This is a genomic window from Cytobacillus horneckiae, from assembly GCF_002835735.1.
GTDB lineage: Bacteria > Bacillota > Bacilli > Bacillales > Cytobacillaceae > Cytobacillus > Cytobacillus horneckiae.
Genome location: NZ_PISD01000033.1, coordinates 51,753 through 77,749 on the forward strand (window position 1 = coordinate 51,753; position 25,997 = coordinate 77,749).

General features: G+C 37.8%; 35 protein-coding genes. 5 read left to right on the forward strand and 30 right to left on the reverse strand.

Going from position 1 to position 25,997, the window contains the following annotated elements; all coding sequences use genetic code 11:
• Positions 1 to 134 precede the first annotated feature (134 nt).
• The 21 genes from lepB to CWS20_RS15740 all read right to left on the reverse strand — a co-directional run bounded on the left by lepB (position 135) and on the right by CWS20_RS15740 (position 16,289).
• On the reverse strand, positions 135 to 662 hold the full coding sequence (gene lepB, locus CWS20_RS15650; RefSeq protein WP_066194834.1) for a signal peptidase I: 528 nt from the start codon (positions 660 to 662) through the stop codon (positions 135 to 137).
• A gap of 63 nt (positions 663 to 725) precedes the next feature.
• On the reverse strand, positions 726 to 1,769 hold the full coding sequence (locus CWS20_RS15655; protein WP_066194833.1) for an ArsR/SmtB family transcription factor: 1,044 nt from the start codon (positions 1,767 to 1,769) through the stop codon (positions 726 to 728).
• 210 nt (positions 1,770 to 1,979) lie between these two features.
• Positions 1,980 to 2,420, reverse strand: coding sequence for a GNAT family N-acetyltransferase (locus CWS20_RS15660; protein ID WP_241504204.1), 441 nt, complete (start codon positions 2,418 to 2,420; stop codon positions 1,980 to 1,982).
• Between the two features lie 13 nt (positions 2,421 to 2,433).
• Entirely contained in the window at positions 2,434 to 2,886 is a 453-nt protein-coding gene (locus CWS20_RS15665) for a GNAT family N-acetyltransferase (RefSeq protein WP_066194831.1), read from the reverse strand.
• A gap of 125 nt (positions 2,887 to 3,011) precedes the next feature.
• Entirely contained in the window at positions 3,012 to 3,530 is a 519-nt protein-coding gene (locus CWS20_RS15670; RefSeq protein ID WP_066194830.1) for a YfiT family bacillithiol transferase, read from the reverse strand.
• Between the two features lie 189 nt (positions 3,531 to 3,719).
• Positions 3,720 to 4,370: an HAD family hydrolase gene (locus CWS20_RS15675; RefSeq protein WP_241504206.1), complete on the reverse strand. Its 651-nt coding sequence runs from the start codon at positions 4,368 to 4,370 to the stop codon at positions 3,720 to 3,722.
• 138 nt (positions 4,371 to 4,508) lie between these two features.
• The gene (locus CWS20_RS15680; protein WP_066194828.1) at positions 4,509 to 4,724 is read right to left on the reverse strand and encodes a dihydrofolate reductase family protein; all 216 of its coding nucleotides are present in this window, start codon (positions 4,722 to 4,724) and stop codon (positions 4,509 to 4,511) included.
• Between the two features lie 21 nt (positions 4,725 to 4,745).
• Positions 4,746 to 5,417 (reverse strand): O-methyltransferase, encoded by a 672-nt coding sequence (locus CWS20_RS15685; RefSeq protein ID WP_066194827.1) that lies wholly within the window; start codon positions 5,415 to 5,417, stop codon positions 4,746 to 4,748.
• 3 nt (positions 5,418 to 5,420) lie between these two features.
• On the reverse strand, positions 5,421 to 5,573 hold the full coding sequence (locus tag CWS20_RS28055; RefSeq protein WP_158237010.1) for a hypothetical protein: 153 nt from the start codon (positions 5,571 to 5,573) through the stop codon (positions 5,421 to 5,423).
• A 79-nt stretch (positions 5,574 to 5,652) separates the two neighbouring features.
• Complete coding sequence (gene uppS / locus CWS20_RS15690) at positions 5,653 to 6,363, reverse strand: undecaprenyl pyrophosphate synthase (protein ID WP_066194826.1); 711 nt, start codon at positions 6,361 to 6,363, stop codon at positions 5,653 to 5,655.
• Between the two features lie 76 nt (positions 6,364 to 6,439).
• On the reverse strand, positions 6,440 to 6,622 hold the full coding sequence (locus CWS20_RS15695) for a hypothetical protein (RefSeq protein WP_066194825.1): 183 nt from the start codon (positions 6,620 to 6,622) through the stop codon (positions 6,440 to 6,442).
• 668 nt (positions 6,623 to 7,290) lie between these two features.
• Positions 7,291 to 8,646, reverse strand: coding sequence for a (R)-1-hydroxy-2-aminoethylphosphonate ammonia-lyase (pbfA, locus tag CWS20_RS15700; RefSeq protein WP_066194824.1), 1,356 nt, complete (start codon positions 8,644 to 8,646; stop codon positions 7,291 to 7,293).
• Positions 8,636 to 9,454 carry a phosphonoacetaldehyde hydrolase gene (gene phnX / locus CWS20_RS15705; RefSeq protein ID WP_066194823.1) on the reverse strand — a complete coding sequence of 273 codons (819 nt, stop codon included), beginning with the start codon at positions 9,452 to 9,454 and terminating at the stop codon, positions 8,636 to 8,638. The genes pbfA and phnX overlap by 11 nt, the downstream gene beginning before the upstream one ends.
• A complete protein-coding gene (gene phnW, locus CWS20_RS15710; protein WP_066194822.1) occupies positions 9,454 to 10,545 on the reverse strand; it encodes a 2-aminoethylphosphonate--pyruvate transaminase in 1,092 nt (363 codons plus the stop codon). The genes phnX and phnW overlap by 1 nt, the downstream gene beginning before the upstream one ends.
• A 14-nt stretch (positions 10,546 to 10,559) precedes the next feature.
• Positions 10,560 to 11,537 carry an ABC transporter substrate-binding protein gene (locus tag CWS20_RS28725; protein WP_066201387.1) on the reverse strand — a complete coding sequence of 326 codons (978 nt, stop codon included), beginning with the start codon at positions 11,535 to 11,537 and terminating at the stop codon, positions 10,560 to 10,562.
• A 30-nt stretch (positions 11,538 to 11,567) separates the two neighbouring features.
• On the reverse strand, positions 11,568 to 13,190 hold the full coding sequence (locus tag CWS20_RS28730) for an ABC transporter permease subunit (protein ID WP_066194821.1): 1,623 nt from the start codon (positions 13,188 to 13,190) through the stop codon (positions 11,568 to 11,570).
• Positions 13,183 to 13,935 (reverse strand): ABC transporter ATP-binding protein, encoded by a 753-nt coding sequence (locus CWS20_RS15720; protein WP_066201384.1) that lies wholly within the window; start codon positions 13,933 to 13,935, stop codon positions 13,183 to 13,185. The genes CWS20_RS28730 and CWS20_RS15720 overlap by 8 nt, the downstream gene beginning before the upstream one ends.
• 52 nt (positions 13,936 to 13,987) lie before the next feature.
• Entirely contained in the window at positions 13,988 to 14,473 is a 486-nt protein-coding gene (locus tag CWS20_RS15725) for an MgtC/SapB family protein (RefSeq protein WP_066201380.1), read from the reverse strand.
• A gap of 36 nt (positions 14,474 to 14,509) precedes the next feature.
• A complete protein-coding gene (locus tag CWS20_RS15730; protein ID WP_066194820.1) occupies positions 14,510 to 15,280 on the reverse strand; it encodes a DeoR/GlpR family DNA-binding transcription regulator in 771 nt (256 codons plus the stop codon).
• 218 nt (positions 15,281 to 15,498) lie between these two features.
• Positions 15,499 to 15,873, reverse strand: coding sequence for a DUF4440 domain-containing protein (locus tag CWS20_RS15735; protein WP_066194819.1), 375 nt, complete (start codon positions 15,871 to 15,873; stop codon positions 15,499 to 15,501).
• Positions 15,870 to 16,289: a VOC family protein gene (locus CWS20_RS15740; protein WP_066194818.1), complete on the reverse strand. Its 420-nt coding sequence runs from the start codon at positions 16,287 to 16,289 to the stop codon at positions 15,870 to 15,872. The genes CWS20_RS15735 and CWS20_RS15740 overlap by 4 nt, the downstream gene beginning before the upstream one ends.
• 292 nt (positions 16,290 to 16,581) lie before the next feature.
• Here CWS20_RS15740 and CWS20_RS15745 point away from each other — a divergent pair, with 292 nt between their 5' ends.
• The 3 genes from CWS20_RS15745 to CWS20_RS15755 all read left to right on the forward strand — a co-directional run bounded on the left by CWS20_RS15745 (position 16,582) and on the right by CWS20_RS15755 (position 18,183).
• Complete coding sequence (locus tag CWS20_RS15745) at positions 16,582 to 17,208, forward strand: metal-dependent hydrolase (RefSeq protein WP_066194817.1); 627 nt, start codon at positions 16,582 to 16,584, stop codon at positions 17,206 to 17,208.
• Between the two features lie 142 nt (positions 17,209 to 17,350).
• Complete coding sequence (locus tag CWS20_RS15750) at positions 17,351 to 17,899, forward strand: lipoprotein (RefSeq protein ID WP_066194816.1); 549 nt, start codon at positions 17,351 to 17,353, stop codon at positions 17,897 to 17,899.
• Between the two features lie 53 nt (positions 17,900 to 17,952).
• The gene (locus tag CWS20_RS15755) at positions 17,953 to 18,183 is read left to right on the forward strand and encodes a DUF2651 family protein (protein ID WP_066194815.1); all 231 of its coding nucleotides are present in this window, start codon (positions 17,953 to 17,955) and stop codon (positions 18,181 to 18,183) included.
• A gap of 13 nt (positions 18,184 to 18,196) precedes the next feature.
• Here CWS20_RS15755 and CWS20_RS15760 read toward each other — a convergent pair whose 3' ends face one another.
• Positions 18,197 to 18,628 (reverse strand): DUF1801 domain-containing protein, encoded by a 432-nt coding sequence (locus CWS20_RS15760; RefSeq protein ID WP_066194814.1) that lies wholly within the window; start codon positions 18,626 to 18,628, stop codon positions 18,197 to 18,199.
• Between the two features lie 120 nt (positions 18,629 to 18,748).
• Between CWS20_RS15760 and CWS20_RS15765 the strand changes: the two genes are divergently transcribed.
• On the forward strand, positions 18,749 to 19,225 hold the full coding sequence (locus CWS20_RS15765; protein ID WP_066194813.1) for a hypothetical protein: 477 nt from the start codon (positions 18,749 to 18,751) through the stop codon (positions 19,223 to 19,225).
• Here CWS20_RS15765 and CWS20_RS15770 read toward each other — a convergent pair.
• The 4 genes from CWS20_RS15770 to CWS20_RS15785 all read right to left on the reverse strand — a co-directional run bounded on the left by CWS20_RS15770 (position 19,222) and on the right by CWS20_RS15785 (position 21,796).
• Positions 19,222 to 19,614, reverse strand: a complete 393-nt coding sequence (locus CWS20_RS15770; RefSeq protein WP_066194812.1) for a thiol-disulfide oxidoreductase DCC family protein — start codon at positions 19,612 to 19,614, stop codon at positions 19,222 to 19,224. The two genes, CWS20_RS15765 and CWS20_RS15770, sit on opposite strands and share 4 nt — an antisense overlap.
• A gap of 236 nt (positions 19,615 to 19,850) precedes the next feature.
• On the reverse strand, positions 19,851 to 20,183 hold the full coding sequence (locus tag CWS20_RS15775; protein WP_066194811.1) for a DnaJ family domain-containing protein: 333 nt from the start codon (positions 20,181 to 20,183) through the stop codon (positions 19,851 to 19,853).
• An 86-nt stretch (positions 20,184 to 20,269) separates the two neighbouring features.
• Positions 20,270 to 20,833, reverse strand: a complete 564-nt coding sequence (locus tag CWS20_RS15780) for a DJ-1/PfpI family protein (protein WP_241504205.1) — start codon at positions 20,831 to 20,833, stop codon at positions 20,270 to 20,272.
• A 93-nt stretch (positions 20,834 to 20,926) separates the two neighbouring features.
• On the reverse strand, positions 20,927 to 21,796 hold the full coding sequence (locus CWS20_RS15785; protein ID WP_066194810.1) for a R2-like ligand-binding oxidase: 870 nt from the start codon (positions 21,794 to 21,796) through the stop codon (positions 20,927 to 20,929).
• A 166-nt stretch (positions 21,797 to 21,962) separates the two neighbouring features.
• Between CWS20_RS15785 and CWS20_RS15790 the strand changes: the two genes are divergently transcribed.
• Positions 21,963 to 22,400 (forward strand): GNAT family N-acetyltransferase, encoded by a 438-nt coding sequence (locus CWS20_RS15790; protein WP_326135105.1) that lies wholly within the window; start codon positions 21,963 to 21,965, stop codon positions 22,398 to 22,400.
• Positions 22,401 to 22,644: 244 nt separating this feature from the next.
• Here the strand turns inward: CWS20_RS15790 and CWS20_RS15795 are convergent, their stop codons facing one another.
• The 4 genes from CWS20_RS15795 to CWS20_RS15805 form a co-directional block, all read right to left on the reverse strand.
• The gene (locus CWS20_RS15795; protein WP_066194809.1) at positions 22,645 to 23,274 is read right to left on the reverse strand and encodes a DedA family protein; all 630 of its coding nucleotides are present in this window, start codon (positions 23,272 to 23,274) and stop codon (positions 22,645 to 22,647) included.
• Between the two features lie 127 nt (positions 23,275 to 23,401).
• Positions 23,402 to 23,563, reverse strand: coding sequence for a hypothetical protein (locus CWS20_RS28060; protein WP_157090518.1), 162 nt, complete (start codon positions 23,561 to 23,563; stop codon positions 23,402 to 23,404).
• 202 nt (positions 23,564 to 23,765) lie between these two features.
• On the reverse strand, positions 23,766 to 24,983 hold the full coding sequence (locus CWS20_RS15800; RefSeq protein WP_083957304.1) for a serpin family protein: 1,218 nt from the start codon (positions 24,981 to 24,983) through the stop codon (positions 23,766 to 23,768).
• Positions 24,984 to 25,030: 47 nt separating this feature from the next.
• Positions 25,031 to 25,921 (reverse strand): phosphotransferase family protein, encoded by an 891-nt coding sequence (locus tag CWS20_RS15805; RefSeq protein ID WP_066194808.1) that lies wholly within the window; start codon positions 25,919 to 25,921, stop codon positions 25,031 to 25,033.
• Between the last annotated feature and the right edge of the window lie 76 nt (positions 25,922 to 25,997).

Below are 25,997 nucleotides of genomic sequence, written 5' to 3' on the forward strand. Positions count from 1 at the left end.
TTCATTCTCCATGCTTTTTTGGTATAGTATAACAGTCTTGTAGGTTGAGAGATAATCATCCCTATCAACGCTTCGTATTAAATTTATTAATCATCTCAGCTTTTCTCGCTTTCAATAATAAACAGTGCCACAAATTATTCATTTAACGGATAAATTTTAAACTTCACTTCTCCAATTAAGGATTCTTCCTCAATGAATCCGAATTCCCTGCTGTCATAGCTTTTTTGACGATTGTCCCCTAATACAAAATAATAGCCTTCAGGAACGGTTTGCTTGCCAGTTAATTCATTTAACGTAAAATCCGCAGTTATTGTATTGACCATTAATCGATATTCCCTTTTGACATATGGCTCTTCAAAAGCTTGTCCGTTTACATAAAGAATATCATCCTTCATCTCAATTTCATCGCCAGGTACACCGATTACTCTTTTTACATATTTTTCGTTCTCCTCAGGCGCATGGAAGACAACCATGTCAAAACGATCAATGGTGCTCGTTTTACTTACGAATATCCAATTATTTTCCTCAAATGTCGGCGACATTGACTCTCCCTTAACTGTCATCGGAGAAAAAATAAATTGGCGGCATATAAATGCTATAAGAAGCGCCAAAAGAAGTGTTTTCATCCATGATATGAGGTCCTCTTTTATGACGGGGTTCATTCATTCTCCTCCTAATTTTCATTAATAGAAGAATTCGCCGTTAATGATGGATTTCCCTCCTTATTACCTATGTAAATAGCTTTTCATTTCATCATTTAGCCATTTTAATGACTGTAATTTCAAGGAATAATGTGAATTTTTCATATCTACTAATTTGGCCGAGCGAAGGATTTTTAAATGATGATGGGCTGTTGTCTTGCCCAAGTCTAACCGATTGGTTATCTCCTGAAGGCTATAATCTCTTTCGAAAAGCAATTTAATCATCTTCATGCGTGTTTCATCCCCAAGCGCCTTGTATCGCAGTACAAGAGAATGATTAGGTGTATATTGGTCAGATGGATCAATACTCTCATTTGAAATTGGATAATAAAAAACCTTTGTTTCCTCTATGTCTGCTTCTATATTCCATGGGCGATAAGTATATTGTGGGATAAGAAGAACTGAATTCACACTAGGTTCAGGTTGATAGACAATACCACCTGTTACCCATTCTACCAATTCTTCGGCTGGCATTTTTTCCTCCATTTGCTGTTTCATTTGAAAATCCGTATGTAACATTCGATATAACTCTTCCTCCTGCTCCTTAATAACTGCGTCATACCATCCTGTCATTACCGAAATCAAATGATTTTTTAAAAGGCCAATGTCACCTAAACTAATAAATTCGATATACTGTGAAAAAAAAGAATTATCCTTTGTCAATTCCTGCATTTCATAGATAGCTTCCTTCTCCATACTAGATGCATCGCATCTTAATTGCTGATAACAAGTGCCTAAAAATGGCAGACAGATAAATTTTAGCGTCTGCATAGACAAATTATTAATATAAGTAGTAAATTCCTCAATTTCAGTGAAGTTCTTTTGATGAAGAAGTTGCAGCAATGCCTTCCATGTATTGTGCTCATGGACAAATTCCAATTCTTCCAATAGTTCTTGCGGCAATGAATCTTTTATTTCCTGCCATTTATCTTCAGATTTCTCCATTGTGTGGTGCAACGGTGTATTTGTAATGGCAGCAATTCCTAGTGCACATTCCCAAAGTAGGGAAAATTCCATCTTAATTTGGTAAGTCTCTCTCCTTCTGCTCGTATGTCTAATTAATTCCATATGTGTCACCTCTTTTTTATGCTTACTCACATTCTATATCCTTAAAAATGGTAATTCAATCAATTTGGAATATTTAATTTATTATGAGTGTCTCTTACTATGAGGTTATGACTACACTATGGTGCATATTAGTATCATACTGGAAAAATCCTCATCCCTTTTACAGGCATTAAATAAAAACCAGTTGTCAATCGATCATTTTAACAAATATTATTCTATCACATAGCAATGCGTCGATTGTGGATATCTATCACTTTTTATAAAACCAAAGGAAGTATAAAAATCAGCTGCGCCAGCAGTATCGGTATGCAATACAATCACCTTAAAACCGCCGCCGGCATCCTTAATTATTCTATTTAATAATTGCGTGCCTACTCCTGTTCGCCTGGCATTCTTTGATACATAAAACCTCCTCAGTCTTCCAATACTAGGCTGAAAGGCATACGGATCGATGTTTATGCCGCCGATTGCTATCAGCCTATCCTCCTTATATACGCCGTAAAGCCCCTCCCCTTCTTTATCAAAACGGTTTACCCCGCTTATATATTCATTCAGCAATCGGAGGAGAAAATGGTAGCCTTCTTCACTGCTCTCCTCAATTAGGTGATGAATTGTAAAATGATTAAGTAGCTTTATTTTTTGAATTGTCATTGTTACTTCCATTCTAGTAAGGTATTTTTCTTACTTTCTGTAAAATTAACTCCGGTTGATCTACAGCTTCAAAGCCAAATCGTTCATACAATGTATGAGCATCCTTCGTAGCAAGCATAAATTTGCGAATATCTTGTAAATCGGGATGCCAGACAATTGTTTCTACGAGCCATTTCGATAAACCGAGTCCGCGATAAGCAGGTAAAATAAAGACATCGCATAGATAAGCAAACGTTGCGGAATCTGTGATTACACGGGCAAATCCAACTTGTTCATATAAGGTATGCACATCCCCTTTATAAACGCCAAAAACTAATGGCGTTTGATCAATTGACTTCATTACAATTTCTTTTGGTATATTTTCAGACCAATAAGCGTCAGTATGTAAAAAATCAAAAATGATATGACGATCTAAATAATCCTTATTTGTTGAAATTGTAAATTCCCCATGTTTCTTATCTCTCATTATTCTCCCCCTCAAAATGACCCCCAGCATTTTCAATGCATTGAACGGCGTATGTGTACATGAAACTATTCCCCTGAGGGCTTTTCCGGCCTCCTACAGGGGAACCTTATAGTCATATATTTGAGTTACCATTTCTTCCGGCCCTTCAAACTTGTGATTTGCGCCAAATGGTGGCGGCCGTGCCATGCATATGTACCAATGCATTCTCCCACAGTTAACAGCCCTGATTCCGGATGATAAAACATTTTATTTAATTCCTCATGATTCAAGTCTTTTAAAACAACAATCCAATGTAAATGCAAAGTTTCAAGTAATGTCAATGATGCCTCAACAGGCAGGCGGTAATTTGGCAGCTTCGCCCATTCCGCTTCCTTATAATCCTTTATGACAGGCTGATCTTCTGTTAAAGCAAGCTTCATCCGTATATAAGCATTCATATGACTATCTGCTAAATGGTGGACAACTTGCCTGACAGTCCAGCCGCCTTCTCTATATGGCGTATCCAGCTGCTCATCTGTTAAATCCCCTACTGCCCTTCTAAGCATATAAGGCAGGCTTTCAATTTCCATCATCCAGCCTCTAATCACATTGGGTGTTAATTTCCCATTAAAATCAAACTTGCCGATTGGATATCTTTCGTCCATCAAAAGATCCCTTCTTTCGATTAAATATTCTAATTATTCAACCTGTACTTCGCATTGATTAAGCGGACACAATCAGCTTAGACAAATTGAACCTTAACATAATACATTGGCATTCTAACGCGGCCACACGTCCGTGACCGATAGCAAACACTCTCCTTGTGACTTTCCAAGCCTGTTACATTCAGCAGATTATTGATTTAAAACACCAAGCTTAAGAAAATCTAAAAACTCGTTGACAGTTACAAATGCTGAGTCTGGAATAACGGTAAACTCCTCTGTTTGCCCATCAGGAAGCCAATGAACACCCGCTGTATAAATATTTGCCTTTTGCCCTGCTATAATGTCCGCATCACTATCACCTAAAAAGATTGACTCTTCTGTTCTCTCATTTAATTGCTCAAGAGCAATAAGTAATCCTTCAGGGTCCGGTTTTGGTTTTGCAACATCATCACCTGTAATCATCGTGTCAAAATATCCGTCCATACGTAAAGCGTTTAAGGAAATATCCAAACTTCGCCTTGCTTTTCCCGTTACGATCCCCAGCTTTACATCATGTTCTTTCAAAAACAATATTAAGTCATTAATTTCACGACTTACTTCAACGAATCGATGATGTTCTTTTTCATAGACAGAGTAATATAGCTCAATCGCCTGGTCTTTATCTTCATAATTTAAATGATTTCTGATGATTCCAGTTTCTGAAGGGCCAAACATGGCTTTCACTTTTTGTGAAGAAAGGTCTTTATAATCGAAGGTTTTAAACACAACTTGAAATGCGTGGATACATAGCGGTAATGTATTCGCCAACGTTCCGTCAAAATCAAATAATACAGCCCGAATGACACTCACCCCCATAGCTCTATTATAATATAAAAATTGTAAAAATATTTAGTTTTATTAAATTATTTATTACGGTATCTCAAAAGCACAACACCCGATTGAAATTGTTTTACTTCAATTAAATCTAATTGATGGAGCTTATCGCTTTGAAACATTTCCTTTCCTCTCCCAAGGATGAACATAAATTCGATATTCGTCAATCAGATTAAGATCCATAAATGCAGCTGCGATCTCTGCACCTCCGAGAATCATATTTTTTCCCGCATTAAAATGTTGCCTAAGCTCCGCATCAGGAATCGACCAGCCAATGTCTCCAGAATCAGCTTCTATATATCCATCAAGCGAAACCATCATTGAATAAATGTCTCGATTCTCTCATTTATTCACCACTCCGATCGTAAATCCATCATAGCCTTTCTCGCCAACAGTTTGAATCGCTGTTGAATCAATTCTTGAATCAGCAGCCATGATTTCTATAAAGCTCCTCATTCCTAAAATATTTGGGTCAGTAGTATTTTCATCAAGGATTTGCCCATCTCTTACGACATTATCTCCAATAATGACTGCACCGTCTTTTGCAAGTTCTATTGCCATTCTTAAATAATGTGGATTATTTGGTTTATCCGCATCAATAAAAATAAAGTCGAAACCATTCTCCTCGGTTTGCTGAAGCATAGATAATGTATCTATGGCTAACCCTTCAATGATTTCAACTTTCTCGTCCAGACAGGTTTTTTTTAGGTTTTCACGTGCGACTTTTATATGCTTCGGATTATGCTCAAGGGAAAAAAGCCTTCCCCTCTCAGGCAAAGCCTTTGCCATCCAAACGGTACTGTATCCACCAAGCGTACCAATTTCTAGGATTTTTTTTGCACCCTTTATTTTCGCGAGTAAAAATAATAGCTTTCCGTGTGTCGGTGAAACATCTATAGGTGGCAGATCAGATTCACCATTTTTCCTCAATGCGGAGGATAAATCATTCTCCTCTGCATGAAGCATATGAGTAAAATATTGTTCGACTTCTTTCCAATTATTCTTATCACTCATGCTTCATTCTCCTTTTTTCATTATATGAATTGAGCAAAGAATTCCAGCTGCAAAAGCGCCAGCACCTCCAATTAATGACAGGGACAATAATTGCGTCGTGAGGTAGAGAGTCCAAAAGGCACCGACAGTTAATCCAAATGGAAGAGTCCAGTTCATTTTAATCCTCTCCTTTTATCTTATATCAATCTTTTATCCCTACTCATTGATGTTTTAAACACTAAATGAATAGATTAGATTAAAAGTCTATTTTTTCCTGCCGATAGCGATATTTTCTTTCCTTTACCTCTTCAATCGCTTGCTGCAGAAGTTCTCTATTGAAATCAGGAAAGTATCTATCTGTAAACCATAGTTCTGCACCTGCAGATTGCCAAATTAAAAAGTTGCTCAATCTCTGTTCTCCACCGGTACGAATAATAATATCCGGGTCTGGCAATCCATGGGTATATAAGTAATTCTCTATCATGTCATCATTGACTTGGTCAATTTTAAAATCCTTGCGATTCACTTCTCTCATTAGTGACTTTACCGCAGATAAAATTTCAGCCCTTCCGCCATAATTCATTGCAAAATTGACAATTAAGCCGTCGTTATCCTTTGTGGTGCTAATTGCCGATGTAACAGCATTTCTCGTATGCGAAGGCAGGCCATTAATATCCCCTGATACACATACCTTTATATTTTTATCCATAAAAACAGGCAGTTTTTTCGTTAAAAAGTGAGCAGGCAAATCCATCAAATAATTAACTTCATCTTTTGGACGCTTCCAATTTTCTGTTGAAAAAGCGTACAGGGTCAACACCTTAATTCCCATTTCTCCCGCAGCATAAATCAGCCTCTCCATCGCTTGAGATCCGGCATAGTGGCCCTGACTCCTCGTTAATCCTCGTTTTCTTCCCCATCTTCCGTTACCATCCATAACAATGGCAATATGCAATAGGTCATTCATTTGTCTCACTCCGTTATTTTAATAATTTGCCCAAAAGTACATAAGGCTCGTCCGAACCAGGTAATCACTTGCCATGTTAAGCCTGAATAAAGTTTCCGAGCAGCCGTATTATTTTTTCCCAATCATCATTTTGATGAAGAGGATGGACGGCAAGCTCAGCCAATTCAAAGCAATAAGATAGCCACTCTTCTCTTTCTAATTCACTGATATTTTTTGCTAATAAATCATTATTTATTGACCCGAATCTGATTGATCCCAATAAGCAAAGTTTGCTTGCCTTCGCAATCTCTCAATAGATAATGGATTAGACTTGTCCAAAACTTCCTTCCACCGTTCATCCAGCTCATATGTTTGAAAAATAGAGCCCCCTAACAATCCTTTGTGCATCTATCCAATTAAAAACTTCCTAATTGAGAACTTCCAATTTTTCAATAAGTAGGTTAATAGCTCCCATGTAAATACTTTCTTAAACTTAAAGACGATTATAATCAGGAAAAGTTTCTAGTTTAGAAAATTATTCATTCGTTCTGTCTTTAGACTATTAGTTTATGAACATAATAAATATGCCGTTTACGAATTTGCAAACAGTGATACTTGACTTATATCCTTTAGAGAGTTTAACAAAGATCATATTTCTAATATTATTTTCATATAGTATTCTTTTTTTGGAGGTTATGGAGATGTTATCTTCGTGGACGGACACTCTTTTCCTTCTCCAGTGTGATTGTGTCATTGAAATGGGGGAACAATAGATTATGTACTATGAGTTAAAATGCTTTTATTGCAAAAAACATATAGAGTCTATGAGAGGTCAAAATCTTATAAAGAGTAAAAAATAAAATGGTCTTTACTGCGATGATTGCAGCCACCACATACGAATTGTAGCAATCAAATTTTTTTAGATAGGGAATCTAAGATCCCCTATCACTAAGTAGAGATGGCAAGTCCTTCATCTAAACAATTCAAAGCAAATTTTATTTGTTCTTCATTTACAGTCAATGGCGGATGCCATGTAATGCAATTTCCACCTGATACTTTAAATGAAAGGCCATTTTCCAAACAATAATATAAAAGCTTTTCAGCTAATTGATGGTGTTTATGCTTCGTTTTGCGGTTAGTTACAAGCTCTATTGAGATTAACAGCCCGGCAATTCGAATATCACCGATACAATCATATTTTTCGTACAAATGCTGAAGTTGTACCGAAATAAATTGAGATTGAACGGAACAATTTTTCTCCAATGCAAAGTCGTCTATATAATCTATTGTGGCACATATGGCTGCACTTCCCAGCGCGGGTTTTTCATGTGTATAATGACCGAGAGACACTTCCCCAGCGACATCATATTTTGATTTAGCTAACACGGCTGCCTGGGGAATCATTCCGCCTCCTAGCCCTTTACCAAGAACTAAAATATCGGGTTCAATACCATATCTTTGATGCACGTAAAAACTGCCACTTCTTAATAAAGCAGTTGGAATCTCATCAAAAATGAGCAGGATTCCGTAAGTATCGCATATTTCTCTTAATCTTATAAAATATTCTACTGGTGGAATATGGGTATCTGTTGCACGAATCGGCTCAAGCAGAATCGCTCCTATCTCCCCTTCATGCTGAATCGTATATTCCAAATAGTCGAGACTGCGTTCAGCTATTTCTAGAGAATGCGCATTTCCAAAAAAATGACGGTAACCGTTATAGGGCATGACCTTTACCATGCCTGGCAGCATCGGTCCCATATCTTTCTTAAAAACATATTCCCCTCCAGCAGAGATTGTATCGAGACCAGCGCCATGGAAAGATTCCCACATCGAAATCACCTTATGCCGACCAGTTGCTTTCCTAGCAATTTTCATCGCCAGCCCAACAGCTGCACTCCCAGATGGAGTGAATAACACTTTATAGTCTTTCGAGATCGTCCTATTCACTAGCTTTTCAGCAGCCTTTACAACAATATCAGATGTATATCTTCGCGGAATAAACGGCAATTCGTTTAGCTGCTTTGCAATAGCCTCGACCACATATGGATTTTTATAGCCTACCTGATGGGCACTGTTTCCATGAAAATCGAGATACTGCTTCCCATTTACATCTGTTAAATAACAGCCTTCCGCGTCAACGATGCTATTCAAGCACGGAGTTGACATTGATTGTTTCAAAAATATTCGCTCATCTTCATCAATCTTCCTAAGGCTAGCTTCATTCAGTTGCTTTAACCAGTTCATGCGGCTATCACTAGTATTCACATCACCCTCGCGCTGCAGGTTCACATCACTTCCCATGCAGCATTGGCTCTTTTTTTGATAATTGACGGTTTATTTCAGTTATGATTTTCGGCAGTTCCCCCATCGTTTCGATTGTAAAATCTGCTCCATTTTCAATAAAGGCTTGCTTTGTTTTATTTATTACTGCCGTTTTTTCATCAAGGGAGAGCATGTCGTATTCTTTTTCTGATAATCCCATTTCAGAACTTCCGACAATGACGCCAACTGACCATACGCCAGCATGAACGCCCTCTTTAATATCTGATATCGTATCCCCCACTTTTATTACATTGCGGACGGATGACAGCTTAAATTTCTCCATATTTCTAAAAATCATATAAGGGAAGGGACGGCCAAGTGAATTGGTTTCATCCGCAGTTATATAAAAATCAGGTCCATAGCCTTTTTTGAAAGCATTCGGCACGACGACCTCCATCATAGAATTCGTATATCCTGTCGTCGATCCTATCTTCAATCCTTCTTTTCGCAAAAGCTCAACAGTCTCAATCACTTCAGGAATAGGGTCTGTATATTGTGATAATGAGGACAGCAGCGCATGCTCAAATTCAGCATATAATTCCACTACATCTTGTTCAGTAAACTTTCTTCCGTTTTTTTCTTCCCATAGCGTTGATATTCTTGGCATTGACAGCATGGCACGAATATGGTCAATCTTCAGCATCCCCATTGGCTCGCGTGCCTCTGCCATCGTTACTTCGATTCCGGCATTTTTAAAAATATCTACGAACACATTTACAGGTGCAAAACAGCCAAAATCTACAGTTGTACCAGCCCAATCAAATATAACCGCTTCTATTTTATTCATTATGCTCTCACTCCCATATAGTCTTCGATAATATTGCATAAATCGCTGATATCCTCTTCATCAATTTCGCCGATGTTCCCAATTCTGAACGTATCTGCATCTGTTAATTTCCCAGGATAAATGACAAAACCTTTCTCTTTAACAAAATGATAAAAACTGTCAAAACTAAATTGTTCTGTTGGATATATGAAAGACGTTATAATTGGCGATTGCTTTTCCTCTGTAATATAAGTGGCAAATCCAGCTTGCGCCAGGCGCTCTCTCAGCAGTTTATTATTATTTGTATATCGATTTTGGCGGGATGCGATGCCGCCTTCTGCAATCAATTCATCGATTGCCTTTGAAAAGGCTGCTACGACATGCGTTGGTGATGTATATCTCCATTTTCCATCTTTATTCATTTCCTTCCATTGATCAAATAAATCAAGGGATAGACTTCTTGCATTTCCTTCACAAGCTGCTAGTTTTTCCTTTTTTGCGATGACAAAGCCAAAACCTGGCACGCCTTGAATGCATTTGTTCGCGCTGCTAATCAAGTAATCTATTCCAAGTGCAGGTACATTCATTTCCACTCCGCCAAAACTGCTCATCGCATCTATAATTAGCGTTTTTCCATAATCCTGTGCCACAGATGAAATCATATCAATCGGGTTAAGGATACCTGTTGTCGTTTCACAATGCACCATCACAATATGTGTAATGCTTTCATCTTCGGCCAACAACTTGCGAATGGATGCTTCATTAGGATATTCATTGTATTCAACGGCATATTGAACAAAGTTAAGCCCAATATAATCAGCTATTTTTACAATTCGCTCGCCGTATGCACCATTCGTGATAATCAGGGCTTTATCTTCATTTGAAATAGCTGTTGTCATGACTGATTCAACCGCAAATGTACCGCTTCCCTGCATAAGAACGACTGTATATTCTTCAGCTGATGCATGGGCAAAGTCTAATAATTGTCTTCTGATTTTTTGTGTAATCTCTTTATAATCACTATCCCATGTGCAGCGATCAAACAGCATTTCCTCCTTTACTGTCTTCGTTGTTGTAAGTGGACCAGGGGTTAATAGTTTATATTGTTTCAATTTAATCTCTCCTTTTATTTCGCAGAATTAAAGAATGATTGATGTTTTTCTAGCAGCTCAACAGTTAATGGCTCACTAAATGTTTTATTATTTGACGCTTTATTGTCTTCATCCACTGTCTCTCCTTCATAGAGGGGCACAGGATAATAAGTGATCAGGTCTTTTCTAGCATCTGTTATAAGTACTTCAGCCATTTCTAGTGCTAAGTCTGTTTTTTCATTCTTCTTATCAATCACGGCCACAGATTCCGTAATAGAAAAATTGCCTTCGACAGGATCAATAAAATCAATTGGTGCTCCTGATTTCTTTACTTCCACCGCTTGATGGCGAAGTCCAAATCCAACCGCCACTTCACCCGCTTGAACTTTTTTGATTGATCCGGAACCTGAGCTTTCCAAATGCGGGCCAGCATTTTCAATCACACCAGCCATGATTTTTTTTCCTTCATCTTCACCATACTCGCTAATAATTGCTTGAATAAGTGTCCATCCAGTTGATGAATCCATAATGTTTGGAATAGAGACAAGCCCTTTATAAGACGGATCCGCCAAATCTTTAATAGATTTTGGAACTTCCAGCCCTTTTTGCTCAATCATTGCAGTATTAAAAAATAATGCACCGGTATTGGCTAAAACAGGAGAATAGAAAGCTGGATATTCCTCCAATGAATGAGTCTGAAAGCCTAAATCTCTAAACATTGAATGCTGTTGCTGTGCACTTTCTAAAAAATAAGAACTCATTGTGACTAAATCTGCCTCAATTTTGCTCCCCTCTGCCATCAGCTTACCGCCTAATTCGGATGTGCCTAAAGATTGAATAATATATTTCCCCTCATAACCAGCACCATTTAAAGATTGCTCCATCGCTTTAATTGCTTCTTCATCTCCATTGGAATAAATGACAACTTGACCTCCTTCCCCGCTGGCAGCATTTCCTCCACAGCCGGCAAGCAAGATAGCCAATCCAATCAATAAAAACGTTAGCCACTTCATTCTTTTCATCCTGTTTTCCCCTCACTTTTATTAAAAATTTTTTACAGATTGCTTTTTTTGCAAATAGTCACAGATCAGCTTAACTATGAGATTAGTAAAGAATATTAGCAGTGACAGCACGAAGATTTCATTAAACTTAGCAAAATGCTGCAGTTCTTTAATTTTGCTCGACACAAGTGATGTTTGCGCTGAGACGAGAAAGATAATCCCGCTAATTGTGACCATTGAGTTAATAAAGTAATAACTGAACATTTCTATGACTGTTGAAGCTGAATTTGGAATAATTACCCGGTAAACCGTTTTAAACCAGCTATCACCAAGCAGCCCTCCCGTTGTTTCCCATGATGGGTTCATTTTCGATAACGAATTTTTCGCCATTAAATAAGGTGTTGTAAAATAGTGAACAATATTGCACACGATAATTATCGTGAAAGTTCCTTTTAAACTGCTGCCATTGAATAGTAATAAGTACGACAATCCTAATACCATACCCGGTAGAGTATTTGTGATCATTGAGACGACATCAAATGCCACTCTTCCCTTTAGCCCTGTTCTCGTATTTAAAATTGCAGAGCTATAGGCAAGGATGATTCCCACTACAGTTGTAAAAAAAGCGACGATTAAGGAATTTTTATAGACAGCAGTTAAATCATTTGATGTAAAAACATTGATGAAATGCTGCATCGTAACTGTTAAATCATAAGGAAAGCTTGTTAGAAATGGTGCGATAAACATGACGAGAAAGATAGATAGCATCCCCATTAATACAATGATAGAGATGAATCCAAGAATGATATCTCTTATCTTGTTCTCCACCATTTCAATCTGAGAGAATTTATCATAATGAAAGTTGAACCTCTCAAGATAGTTTAAGAGCACAACGCCAAATAGTGCCGGTACAAGCATGAGTACTGCTATCACTGCTCCATGATTGAAATTCGGAATTGACCCGAGCATTACTTGGTAAAGCTGTGTTGCCACTACTGAATAAGTGCCGCCAATTGAAGCAGGAATACCATAATCCGTAAAGCTTAAAATAAAGGAAAGGACAAAGGCTCCTCCTAATGCGCCAAGCATCGGACGGATAATCGTATTTAGGAAACTTCTCATCGAACCATCCATCATTAGCTTGGAAACGATAATGAATTTTTTATCTATATACATAAAGGAGTTGTTGATTAAAAGAAAGGCAGCAGGCAAAGTATAAATGACATAGCCCATTAACAACCCATTAAATCCGTATATGTCGAAAAGCGGCTTTCCGAGAAGCTGTGTAATTAACCCTTGATTGCCAAACGAATACATGATGGCAAATCCGTATGTGATTGTCGGCAATAACATCGGAATGAGGATGCCCATTTTAATCACACTTTTCAACGGCCTGTATATGTTCGTACAATTCAATGCATAGGCGATCATAAATGCAAGAATCGTAGTGATGATTGCCGTTAGCCCTGAAATTTTAATACTATTCACAAAGGCCGTTAAAAGCTCGCTGTTAGAAAGTACATTGTAATAGTTTGTAAGGCTGTACCCTTCAGCTGTTTCAAATGAACGAAGCAGCAAAGTACCCATCGGCAACAACAGAAACAGCAGGAAGACAATCAGTATCGACGTATAGATGACTTTCATTTCCGGCCGGACATTAAGCATATTGTTCACCAAATAATTGAAAGATATTTTGCCGCTTGATTTGCAGCTGCTTCAATATGAATTCCTTCACAAATTCATTTTTTGGATGATGAATAATTTCCTGCGGTGTTCCGAATTGAGAAATATTCCCCTGATCAATGATGAGAATTTTATCTGATAATGTTAACGCTTCTTCTGGATCATGAGTGACAATAATCGTTGTTAATTGGAATTCCTTTGCAATCGATTTAATTCGTTCTTTTATTGATTCTTTAATCACTCCATCCAATGCGCTTAAAGGTTCATCAAGCAGGAGTATTTTCGGCTTCATCACCAGCGTTCTCGCCAGTGCCACTCTTTGCTTTTGCCCTCCTGAAAGCTCGCCGATTTTTTTTTGTAAATGGGGCTTTAGCTCAAGAAAATCAATATATTCCTGGAGTTCAGCTTCAGAGACCGATCCCCGTTTGTTTTTTAGCCCATAAATAATATTTTCATAAGCAGTTAGATGCGGGAAAAGAGCATAATCCTGAAATACAATATTAAAGCCTCTATCTTTCATTTTTACATTTGTTAAATCTTGATCATTAAATAGAATTCTTCCATTATCCATCTTTGTTAAGCCTAAGATAATATTTAATAATGTGGTTTTCCCGCTTCCGCTTTGCCCTAACAATGAGACGATTTCTCCTGATTCTATTTCCAGATTAATATTTTCCAGGACGACTTTGCTGTGATATTGTTTGCTGATATTCTCTAGTTTGAGCAAACGAAACACCTCCATATTATTTGAATATTCTGTATTTTTATCGTGAGTTTGTTCAGCCATCGATTTCTGCTTTTCGTTTACTTCTCGGCTGCTCTCTCTTTTCTAACAAACTTCCTAGCTTTGTAGTCAAAAATGTGATCATGATTGAAAAGATGACAATTCCATAGAAGCCCACTCCAATTCCGATTCCCACTCCCCCTGCAAAAAATATCATCGCTGCTGAGGTTAAACCCTTTACTTTAAATCCATTCTTCATGATCAGTCCCGCTCCAAGAAACCCCAGGCCTGAAACGATTTGGGCGGCGAGGCGCATCGGGTCCATCATCGTTCCGTTGTCAGCCGCACGCAAAAGGGTAGCACTCTCAATAGAAATGATGGTGATAAGCGTGCAGCTGACAGTCACATAAGTATAAGTCTTAATTCCTGCTGGCTTATTATGCGAAGAACGATCCCAGCCAATAAATAATCCTAAAATCGTACTGATAAATAGACGAATATATAATTCTGCTTCTTTAAATATTGCCTGATCAGCCAGCATTTGCAGATGGTTCAATGATAGACCTCCTCACATGTGTCAGCCTTGGATCCATTTCGCTTCGTTGATACCCATATGATCGGGCTTCGGAACATCGGTAATAATAAAATCAATCTCTGATAAGAGTTCAATCTTATAATTGGCTCTGACGCCAATTTTGGTGGAATCACTCAAAATATAAGATTGCTTGGAATTCGCTATAAATATTCTTGAAAGCATGCATTTGTCTAAATCATAGCTGGTGATTCCTGCACTCTCCTCTATGCCGTCGATTGCAATAAAGGCCTTGTCGACAAAAAATTCCTTTGCCATAGTTTCTGCCAATGATCCGGATGTACGAAAATGATTGCCTCTTACATGTCCGCCAAGAAAGATAATCTCTCCTTTAAATAACTTCTGTTCTTCATAGCCCATCAGCTTAACTGCCAGCGGAAAAGAATTGGTGATGACTGTAATATCTTTCTTATCTTTCAGTATGGATGCCATCTGCAATGTTGTACTTCCCTCATCAACGAAAATCACCTCTTCATCCTTCACAATCGATGCCGCTTTCTGACCTATAATGATTTTCTTATTAATATTAAGAATCTCCCTTTCAAACATCGATAACTCATTTGGCGGAGACTCTACTTTAACTGCACCGCCATGAACTTTCTTTACTTTATTCTCATTCTCCAATTCTTCTAAATGGCGGCGAATCGTTTCAGTTGATACATTGAAATCCTTCGCCAAATCATTTACCTTAACTTGTCCAAGATGATCAACTATTTCAAAAATCCGCTTTTTTCTTTCTTCCGCTAATAAAGACATACTTGGGACTCCTTTGGTTTTCGATAAAAATATTTGTTGTTTTATATCGTTTTTCTTTGTTTTATGTTGTTTTTTATTATATAGACAAGGTTATCACATGTATATTAAGTTGTGAGACAATCTAACAAACATTTACATAAGGTTTAGAAAGTTTACGTTTTGTAAAGGAAATTTACATTTAGAGCATAAAAAAAATCGCGATAATTCGCGATTCATCTTTAGCGTTCTAATTCAATATATTCTCTTAGCAGCTTCCAATCTCCAGCTTCTTTTGTAAATATAAACATACATTTTGCAGGGAAGGATGCGCCGTCAACAAGGTTCGTTTCTGTTCCCATAACCACATATTCTTCTCCGTCTTGCCTTAAAGTAGCTGTCAGCATTTCAAAACTTTTTTCTGCATGTTTATATTGGCTGAGAACACCATCCAAATCATAATCGTAATCATACACATCCGGTTCAGCCAAGCCGCTGTGCGCCCAGTACCCTTTGAATCTTTCAGACATCAACGACCGAATTTTATCACCATTATTACTCCTGAAACCGTCATTCCATGCAAGAAAATATGTGTCAAGCACTTCTTGAATTGTCATTGCCTCCCCTCCACTTCCGCATGAAAACCCGGACTCAACTCACTCCAAACATCAAATAAATTACCATCTAAGTCCTGAAATACAAAATTGTTGCCAGCGTGTCCGCGATCTTCAATTTCGCCAGTTGTCACTCCATTCTCTAAAAGCTCTGCATGTAGCTGTTTCAATGCCCTCAGTCCATCTACTTCGAACGTCATTGAAAATCTTTTTTCACCATTGCTGCTCACAAAATTTGCCGTTTCCCCCTTAGTTGAAGCGACTAAAAAAAAGCTTTGATTGGCAAGACTGATAATTGCTTTATCATCATCAATATAATTAAGCTTAGCGTCTAATTTTTTGACATACCATTCAGCAGACTGATTTACACTCGATACTGGCAAATAAGTAGTCCCGACCCTTAATAATTTTTCACTCATCGACATCCCTCCTCTTCTACTTTATCTTTCTATCATTAGGTAAAAATCCCCTTCTTTCGTTAAGTCTCACTGATACATATGCTTTACTGGATTTGTGAGTTATCTTTTTCATCCTCAAATCGGCGGTTTGGCAGTTTTCTATTCTACCTTTCATCCCTAAAATAAAATAGTGGAACGCTAGCATGATTAATTCCACCAGAGACTTCTATTTTTATATTAGACTAAACAGAACAAATGTTTTGTTGTAGAATAATAGATGGTCATGATTTTTTTAATAAAGGTGGAATGCAAAGTGAACGGTACAGCTCATGCAGGCATAGGAGCAGCAGCAGGATTTATAACAGCAAACGCTTTTCAATCCACTCCTGCCGAGACCCTCATATTAATTGGATTGGGCTCTGTTTCTGCCCTTGTTCCTGATCTTGATATTGATGGGAAATTGAGAGGGAGAATCACCTTCTCACATAAAGTCATTCAGGCTGCTGCACAATTAATTGGATTATTGATGATTTTTTATAGTCTTTATGAAGGCGATTCTATGGACAAATGGCTTGGAATTGGTATCGGGGTTGCAATGATAACAATCTCCTCCTTATTGAAACAGCGGCATATGCTGACAGTTACAGGTGTCGGGGTTATTGCCTGCGGAGCATCCTTGCAGGAATATTGGCTCGTGCTCCTCGGTGTATATATTTTCATCGCTTCATTCGTCTCGCACCGCGGCTATACGCATTCAATAATCGGCATAGTCTTCTTTGCCGTCATTGCCTCACGGTTTGAGAGCTCTATAGGAATAAACGGTGCATACTTAGCATGTCTAACAGGATACATAAGCCATTTGGCCGCAGACATGAAGTTTCTTCCCTTCAATAAACGAGGAATTAAGCTATTCCTTCCCGTATCCTCAAAAGAAATTTAAGAGAGCCTGATTCCGGCTCTCTTTTTCTAATGATTCTAATTGATAAAATGAGGAATAAGTTGAGGATAAAGTACTTTTTTCAGGTTGAATTGAAACTCTTTTCAATACCCATTCGTATTTATTTTTAAAGGAGGATGGCCTTATGAAAAAAACACTCTTACTGGCTGCCTTGCTCTTAATTATCCTCTCAGGTTGCAATAAATTGGATACATCTAATCTAAAAGTGAAGGAGCCTGAAGATGAGGCGACTGATCATCAAATTAAAAATCGTCCCATTACTTATGTAGCCGATACATTAGAGGATGGCCTTAATGCCTTGCCATTTGATGTGGTGTTACCTGAGAATCTCCCATTTGAAGCTGCCCCTTTTGAAGCGCCGATGATTATGGATTTGAATCATGATGGAAGAATGCTGATGGCTCACTTTAAAGCTTACGATAAAGGCAACAAAGAGATTATGCTTCTTATTCAAACTGATTTCCCTGTAGTCGAAAGCTCCGTACCTGAATCTGAAAAAATTGAACTGTACAACGAAATGAAAGGGTTCTATAGTAAAAACTCGATTGCTTTTCAACTAAAAGATGTAGCCTACAGCCTTATATACATGAACGAAACCATCACTCCGGCAGAACATAAAGAAGAATTAATCCAGCTAGCCAATCAAATCATTGATAAAAAACAAGGAGCCTAAATGGTTCCTTTTTATATTTTTCGGGTATAGAACACTAAAGGAGGCGATAAAGAATGACACTTGTTTTAACCTTTCTCATTTATCCAACTATCGTTCTTGCTGTCTCGATTATTGGTACTGTGTACATTCGCAAATGGGTTGTATTCCCAATCATTACAGCAATTATATTTACGATACTTACGCTGGCTCTTTATGATCCTTCATTCTTTATATGGACGGCGGTATATATTGCTCTTTCAGCAATTACCGCCTTTGGCACCAAATTTTTCCATCAAAGATATTAATCAGGAGCTTCACTTACAGCTCCTGATTTTTGTTTTGCTTTTCTTGCACGTTAACAGTGTACTCAATTAATTCCTTTAGTACCTCTTCGTCAACATCTGCCAGCTTATTTATATACACACATGCTTTTCCTGTAGTATGCTTACCGAATTTCGCTAATAGCTGTTCTCTCTCTTCATCCCCTGTTGCTAAATATAAACTGATTTTTGCTTTTCGCGGCGAAAATCCAGCTAGCGGTGCGTCCCCTTCATGACCAGTTGCGTACTTATAATGATATGAACCAAACCCTATAATACTTGCTCCCCACATCTTTGCAGGATAGCCTGTTGTTTCGGAAAAAATATCTAATAAACGATAGGCATCCTCTTTTTTCTTCAAGCTTTCAACCGATTCTATAAATTCAATAACACTGCGATCATTTTCCGTTGTTTTTATTTTATACGCCATATTGCATCCTCCATTTTCTTTTTATAATCATTCGTCTTCCTCTTTATTTTATCCTTCTAAAAGGAGAAACGAAACTTTTCTTTTCCATATACGTAAATAATTTCAAAGGAGGGAAACCAATTGAAAAAATGGATGACTATCATTTTAATATCTATCATCAGCTTTGGATTGGCATCATGCTCGAATCAAGATGATGCAGCAGTTGAGGACTTTGTGAGGGAGTATAAGGTTGAGCAGTACACAGTGACAGACCCAATGAACCCGCCTGATGAAGTAATTCTAACGGAAAGTATGGAAAAGTATTTATCTGAGGATGCCTATATCAACCTTGCCGCCAACCGCTTCTATAGTGTTGCTCCTGATTTAGCTAAAAAACTAAATGCATCGATTGAATTAAAAGATATCACCCTCGAAGAAGTAAAAACTGAAGCCGGCGTTACTAGCTATAAATACAGCTTAGAGCTTCTTTTCGATAATGGCACAAAAACGGAAACAGTTGAACGGAAAGGCGAACTTTCCATTACAACTGCTGAAGAATTTGTGATTACTCGCGATTGGGAAAATAAAATTACAGAAATCTGGGGAGAGAAATTTTAGTCTAAAAACCGCTTACGCTCATCTGGTGTTGGAAGCATACAGCTCTCCTTCCTGCCAAACCATTTGTACCTGTTTTTTGCAATTAGCTGATAAAACGCATCACGAATGGGCTTTGGCAGTACAATCAAGCCATACAACAGCTTCCACCCCCCAGGCAAATGTTTAAAAACATGAAGGGCAGCAGATGACCGGTCATAATATTTTTCGCCATCAACGAAAATAAAACTATCAGTATCTTCTGGCACACCATGCTTTTTCAGCAGCTTCTGCCCTGATTCACTTTGTAAAGAGGCAAACTGAAAAACAGCCTGATGATCACGCTTAATAATAAACTGAACACTGCGATCACAAAAATTACATACACCATCAAATAAAATCACTTTTTTCATGCTGTACCCTCCTCTACTCTTATATTACCACCCATACTGTTGATAAAACAAAAGACTAAGAGGTTTAAACGCTTCACCTTCTAAAAATAGGGTTTGATGCTTTATTTTAAGAGACGTGTTTGCTCTTTTGGACGGTGTTCGTCACTTTATTTAGGGCTTAAAGTGACGTTTGAGCGTTTTGGGACAAGGTTCGCCACTTTATTAGGACTCTTCTTGATGAAACTAAAAACCAGCATTCATTTCCATATCTCTTTCGCTTTATCTAGCCCTTCGAAGCTGATTGGATATCGCTGCATTGAAGACGGGCAAATTTTATTATATTGTTTAATTTTCATATTAATTTCGATCATGTCATTTTTTTCTTTTGCATCATGGATGAGCATAGTGATTTCTTTTTGCAATTCCAGCCATGGCGGGAGGAAACCTGCATCCTTCGCGATTTTTTGGAAGTTTTGAAAAACATCCCGTTGAAAATAATTTTTAGGAAGCGGCTTCCCTTGACCAGGCAGCTTCGTCATTTCAGAATTTTTCATAATATCACCAATTAGATCATTAAATTTTTCATCCATATGATTACCCCCTTAGTTTTTCCTAACTATAGAGTATCCTATATTCATCCAAATATAGACAATAATTTGTGTGAATTTTATGACATTTAACTAATTCCTTTACAGAATTTTAACCTTGCTTCATATTGTTCTTTCGTTTGAAACATCCCTAATTGATTGCATGTTTCTACTGCAAATTCCGCAAAGGCTGTTCCTTTTGCTGTTATTACATGGTGCCAAACAGCTATGTCCTCACCTGTGTAGTTGGCTCCTGCAAATAACTCGATATTCTTTTCATATGTATGTGTCAGACACGTAAATGATCCCCCGTGCAAAACTCCAGCCTTGCCAAGTAAAAGTGCTGATGCACAGATGGATGCGATTAAGATTGAGTGGTTAACTGCAGATTGCAGCAATGCACTTACCGTCTCATTCTCCAGTACTTCAGCTATTCCATCTCCACCAGAAATGAGGATAAGATTAAATTGCGTAACATCTACTTCTGCTACGCTGCAATCGGCCATCACCTTAAGCCCTCCCAAGCTGGTGACAGCTTCACCAGTCACAGTGGACGTGACGATTTCCGCCTTTCCTATTTTTCGCAATAGAAACAGCACATGCCCAATCTCGAAATCGGCAAATTCCGGGTATGCTAAAAATAAAACTCTCATAATCCATTTCCTCCTTCCTTCATTTAATATTAGTACAATAGCCAAATAAAAAAAAACCGTTCTAAATAATAGAACGATTTCACCTGAAAGCTTTTATTCTGCCACTACTTCCATCCTATAAATTTCTTCCAATGACCTGCCTTGCGCTCTCCTCAATACTTCTAATCTTGCATTTAGCTGTTTCTGCATAAACGCATGACTATCTGCGATGACGACACCGAATGGATTAATTTCCTCAGGAGCGTCATTAATTTGAATGGCTAGCGGCATTAATTCCTGGAGCTTTCCGAGTATGTACTCATACATTGATGAATCCTCGGAAATCAGGCGCTGCAATAAAAAGGTTCCAAAGCTGATATGCCTTGACTCGTCTCTTTTAATATTTGTTATTCCTTCCAGCAGTCCCGGCATTTTTTTGAGGTTTACTAGATTTTGATAAAAGGTCCAATAGCCTGTTTCTGCAAGAATTCCTTCTGTAAACATATTATAAACAACGGCCGCATCAGCAATAGCCTTTGGGGATTGATCTTCCATTAATCTTCCCATTGTCTCAGGTAAAATCTCATCAAATATTTTTCTATAAACTGGGGTATGGAGATAATTCAATTCTCCCTTAATACCAATTTCCTTTAATAGAAGGCTGAAGAAATCTGTATGCTTCGCTTCTTCAAATAAGAAGGTTGTTAAATACATCTCTTCTTCAAACTTGCCTTTTTTAGAAATCGCATATATTAATGGGAGCACATCTTTCGTAACTGCTTCCTCCGCACTGTAAAAGAAAGAGATTAACGTCAGCAAAGATTCCTGCTGTTCAGCAGAAAGTGACTCCCAGTCTGCCTTATCATTGCTAAAGTCGATATTTCTCGGATCCCATACGCCAAACTTCTTTGCCTTTTCATAAAGCTTAAATGGCAATGACTCACGATTAATTCCTTGTTCACTAGTAGAAACATAATGCCTCATATACAGTCCTCCTTATTATTTTCAAAAAATGTACGCGCCTATTTCAATCATATTAAAATTGCGCAATAATATTCCTATACATACTATGAAACTACTTATCTCTATTATACCTAATTTATGGAATTTTCAAACTTCAAAAGAATTTTTTTTAGGAGATGTTTATCATTTGGATAATATAAGGATTGATTTGATGAGAGATAATGATTGGAATCAAGTAAAAGCAATTTACATCGAAGGAATAGAAACGGGCAACGCCACCTTTGAAGCATCTCCTCCCACTTGGAAAACATGGAATGAAAACCATTTGCAAGATTTCAGGCTTGTCGCACGTGGTGAGCATGGAATATTAGGGTGGGCTGCATTAAGTCCTTATTCCAAACGGACAGTCTATTCCGGCGTAGCAGAAGTGAGCATTTATATTACATCCTCCGCTTTAGGAAAAGGAATTGGCAGCAAGCTCCTTTCATCATTAATACTGCAAAGTGAGGAAAAGAATATTTGGACGCTGCAGGCTGGAATATTCCCTGAAAATATCGCCAGTTTAAAATTACATAAGAAACACGGATTCCGTGAAGTCGGACGCAGAGAAAAATGGGGAAAATGAATGACATTTGGCGTGACGTTATACTATTAGAGCGGAGAAGGAAGGAAAGTTAATTCTTCCTTCTTTATTTTTTTGGAACGATACACTTTTCAATACGGTCTAATGGGTAGAATGGTCATTCCACGTAAGTTCAGAAAAATGTGAAGCTGTGCATCATAGGAAGGCGGATTATCTGAAATGTAAAAAAACGTAATTTCTCACCCTTCTCCCACATGCAAAAAAACCCACGTTTTCGTGGGTTTCCTTATTTTTTAGTCATAAAATCATTTATGGATTCAGTCTTTTCTTTATTCTTTTTGCGTTTAATTAAGAGATAGACAATAAATCCAATGACTAGTGCCATACCAAATGGCAGCATGTATTCGTTCAATATTCCTTTTACGTCTGCCCAATTTTGGCCGAGCTTTACGCCGAGGTATACATAGAAAAATGTGATTGGTGCCATTGCCAAGAGCGTGTACAATGAGAAAGCCCAAACATTCATTTTTGCCATGCCGCATGGAATGGATATAATTGTTCTAACTCCAGGTAAGAAACGGGCACTAAAAGCAACAAAGGCGCCGTGCTTTTCAAAAAAGGCATCTGCCTTCCTTAAGCTATCCTCTTTTATAAAAAAGTATTTTCCATACTTTTCTATGAACGGACGCCCGCCAAATCTGCCTAACGCATAAAGTGTTAACGGACCAACAACACCGCCTAATGAGCCGGCAATGACTACCCCCCAGAAGCGCATGTCACCTTCCGATACCCAGAAGCCGGAGAGCGGAAGCACTACCTCAGCAGGTATAAATTCTATACACAGCGCTAAAAAGATTCCAATATAAGATAAATCCTTAAACCAATTAACTAAATCCAATATGAGTTGTTCCATCATATCCCTGCCTTTTTCTATCTATGCATCTACATTTGTAGATTTCATTCTAAATTTCACATTGACATTATCATATTAAAGAAAAAGGCAGAAAAAAGAAAGCAGAATCTATTGGTAAGTGAAGTAAAGATTAATTCCACTCCAAAATGCGGATGATTTTCCTAAAAATAAAGAATACGAGCCTAAAAGGAAGAATGATGATTTCTGGAATATAGAAAACAACATCCCAAAAAGCATTCCAAACATCGCCTTTCTGTTCATTTCGTTTCCGCTTTTTTCGTATAAGAGCCATTTTGTTCTTCACCTTCCTTTTAGAAAACTATTCATGTTAATTGCGTTAATTTTTTGTATGAAAATTACAATGACCAATTTTATAACTTTCACAGGTAAATTAAAGTGATTTATTCCGCTGTTGCATGAGAAAAATATGAGTTTCACTATAATAACAAAGATAGATTATACCCTCTATACGTCTACCCTATTAAAAAGTTTCACTATAATTTTTCCGGGTTGGAAATTGTGCCCATAAAAAGATTCATGCCTGTATCGTTATCCGTAATCGTGAAGAAAAATGGCCTATTCATTTCTATATGAAAGGGCTGATCCTGCAACGACATTTTAACAATTGCAACAGATGTTGCCGCAGCTGCCTCTGTTCCTTTTTCATTCACTTCCAAAAAAGTCTTCTGCTTTACTTCACTTACAGCGAAAGGACCTTCATCATCAATCACTTTTGTAAGCTCAGCCTGGGAAGTAAACACGGTTGGCATCCCTAGTTTTTGTAATGTTTCATTCAGCTGTGTCTCATATTCCAGCTCGAACTTCGGGAAAACAACCGTTCCTTCCTTCTCAGTAAATTCTTTGTTCCAGCTTTCCCAGTTTTCCAATGTGAGCATTTTTTCAAATTCCTCAATACTTGAATTTTCATTCGGAAGGAAGATCTTCATACTCATTTCACCATCGCCATAAGGAAGGGAAACTGCCTGGAAATCATCTGTTGATAAGTAAGCAAGCTCCTCTTTCATTCTCATGAAAGGCACTGATACAGCAGAGCCATCTCCTTTCAGAAATTCCCCTTCGTCTGTTTCCTCTTCATTAAAGGCGAATTGCCAATCTCCTTTAAAGTAGATGGCATTAATCAACATTGCTGTTAAATTAGGATCAAGCGGCGCTTTAACCATATCCTTGATTTTCCCATTTGTTGCTTCTTCTACCCACTTGTTTATATTATCAGCGGATTCAATCTCTTTCATCTCGGCATGAAAATAACCTTGATTAACTTCGGCAAATTCCTTTTGAAAATTATATTTCGGATCAATCCACATTGAATTTGCAATGTCTAATTGAATTAGTGCGGAATCCTTTTGCAGCTTATCTATGAGTGATGCATTTGCTTCGTTTAATTCCTTAACGTCTAGGCCATTGACTTGAAGCACATTGGCAATTTCCTTCTTTGTTTCGCCTTCAGCACCGTTGTATAGCATCGACAAGGCCATGCTTAAACTTGCAGGGGAAATAAAGACATTGCCATTCTCATCTCTTTCAACCTCTGAGAACATCTCCATGCCCAATTGATTATTTGCAGATAATAGCTCTTTATAATCCTCTTCTCCAAACTGAACAGGCGTCTCTGCACCTCCTTCGCTTCCGGACGCGCCACAGCCAGTCAGGAACGTTCCAGTCAGGAAAATAACTCCAATCCACCTTTTCAATATCTCACCGCCCTTTTTAATACTAGACAGACTTTTATTCGAAAAAGTTACATACCATTATCTATCTTTTTTATAAGGGATTGTACTCTTTGAACGTAATAATCTCTTTTCACATTATTTTTTATGTATACTGAAAATAAAATCGCCAGCATTACTGCTGTGTCCAGCCGATAAACTGTCTGAACCATTTCATCGCAATTCTTTAGCATGCTATCATTTTTATACCCTTGCAGGAATTCATTCTCTATAATTTCCTTTGATTCTGCTATTCTCATGAGCTCCATTACCGGATCGCCAATTAAAGCATTGTCCCAATCAATCATAGCAGCAATTCTTCCATTTTGCCCGATTAGGTTTGGCGGCCGCACATCAAGATGTAGCAGGCTTTGCTGAAATGCCGATTGATTTAAAACCTTCTGCAACTCAAGCGCGGGTGGAGCTTGTAATTGGATAGCATTTGCACGTGTGACGATCCTGCTAGATAATATTTGCGAAAAACTTTCATTATGAAAGGTCATTTGCATTCCTTCAACAGGCAGACGATGTAATTGAGCAATCATCTCACCTATATGAAATGAAGAAATTGGAACAGCATCCCCTTGAATAAAATCTGATACTAAAAAACTCATTTCATCATCAATGGATAGATTGTGAATTCTTGGGACAGGAAATCCATGATGGTAGCAGTGTGCTGATAATTCAGCTTCCTTTTTTAAAGAGAGAATGCCGCTTTCATTCTCGTCCATTCTCTCACCGTCTTCCATCCATGGAACCCGGACAGCAAGCTTTCCTTTATCCTTTTCTCTTACTAGAAAAACGGCGTTATCCACTCCATTTGCAGCAAAATCAATACTTTCAATTTGAAAGCCTAATTTATGACATAATGCTTCTTTTAATCTGTTTTTAAGATTAAGTATCTTCCCACTCGTTAATTTCAAACTGCAATACCTCCATTTTTATCAATTTCTTTCTTAAATCTATTAGCGTAATAAAGGATTGAAAACATCCTTGCTC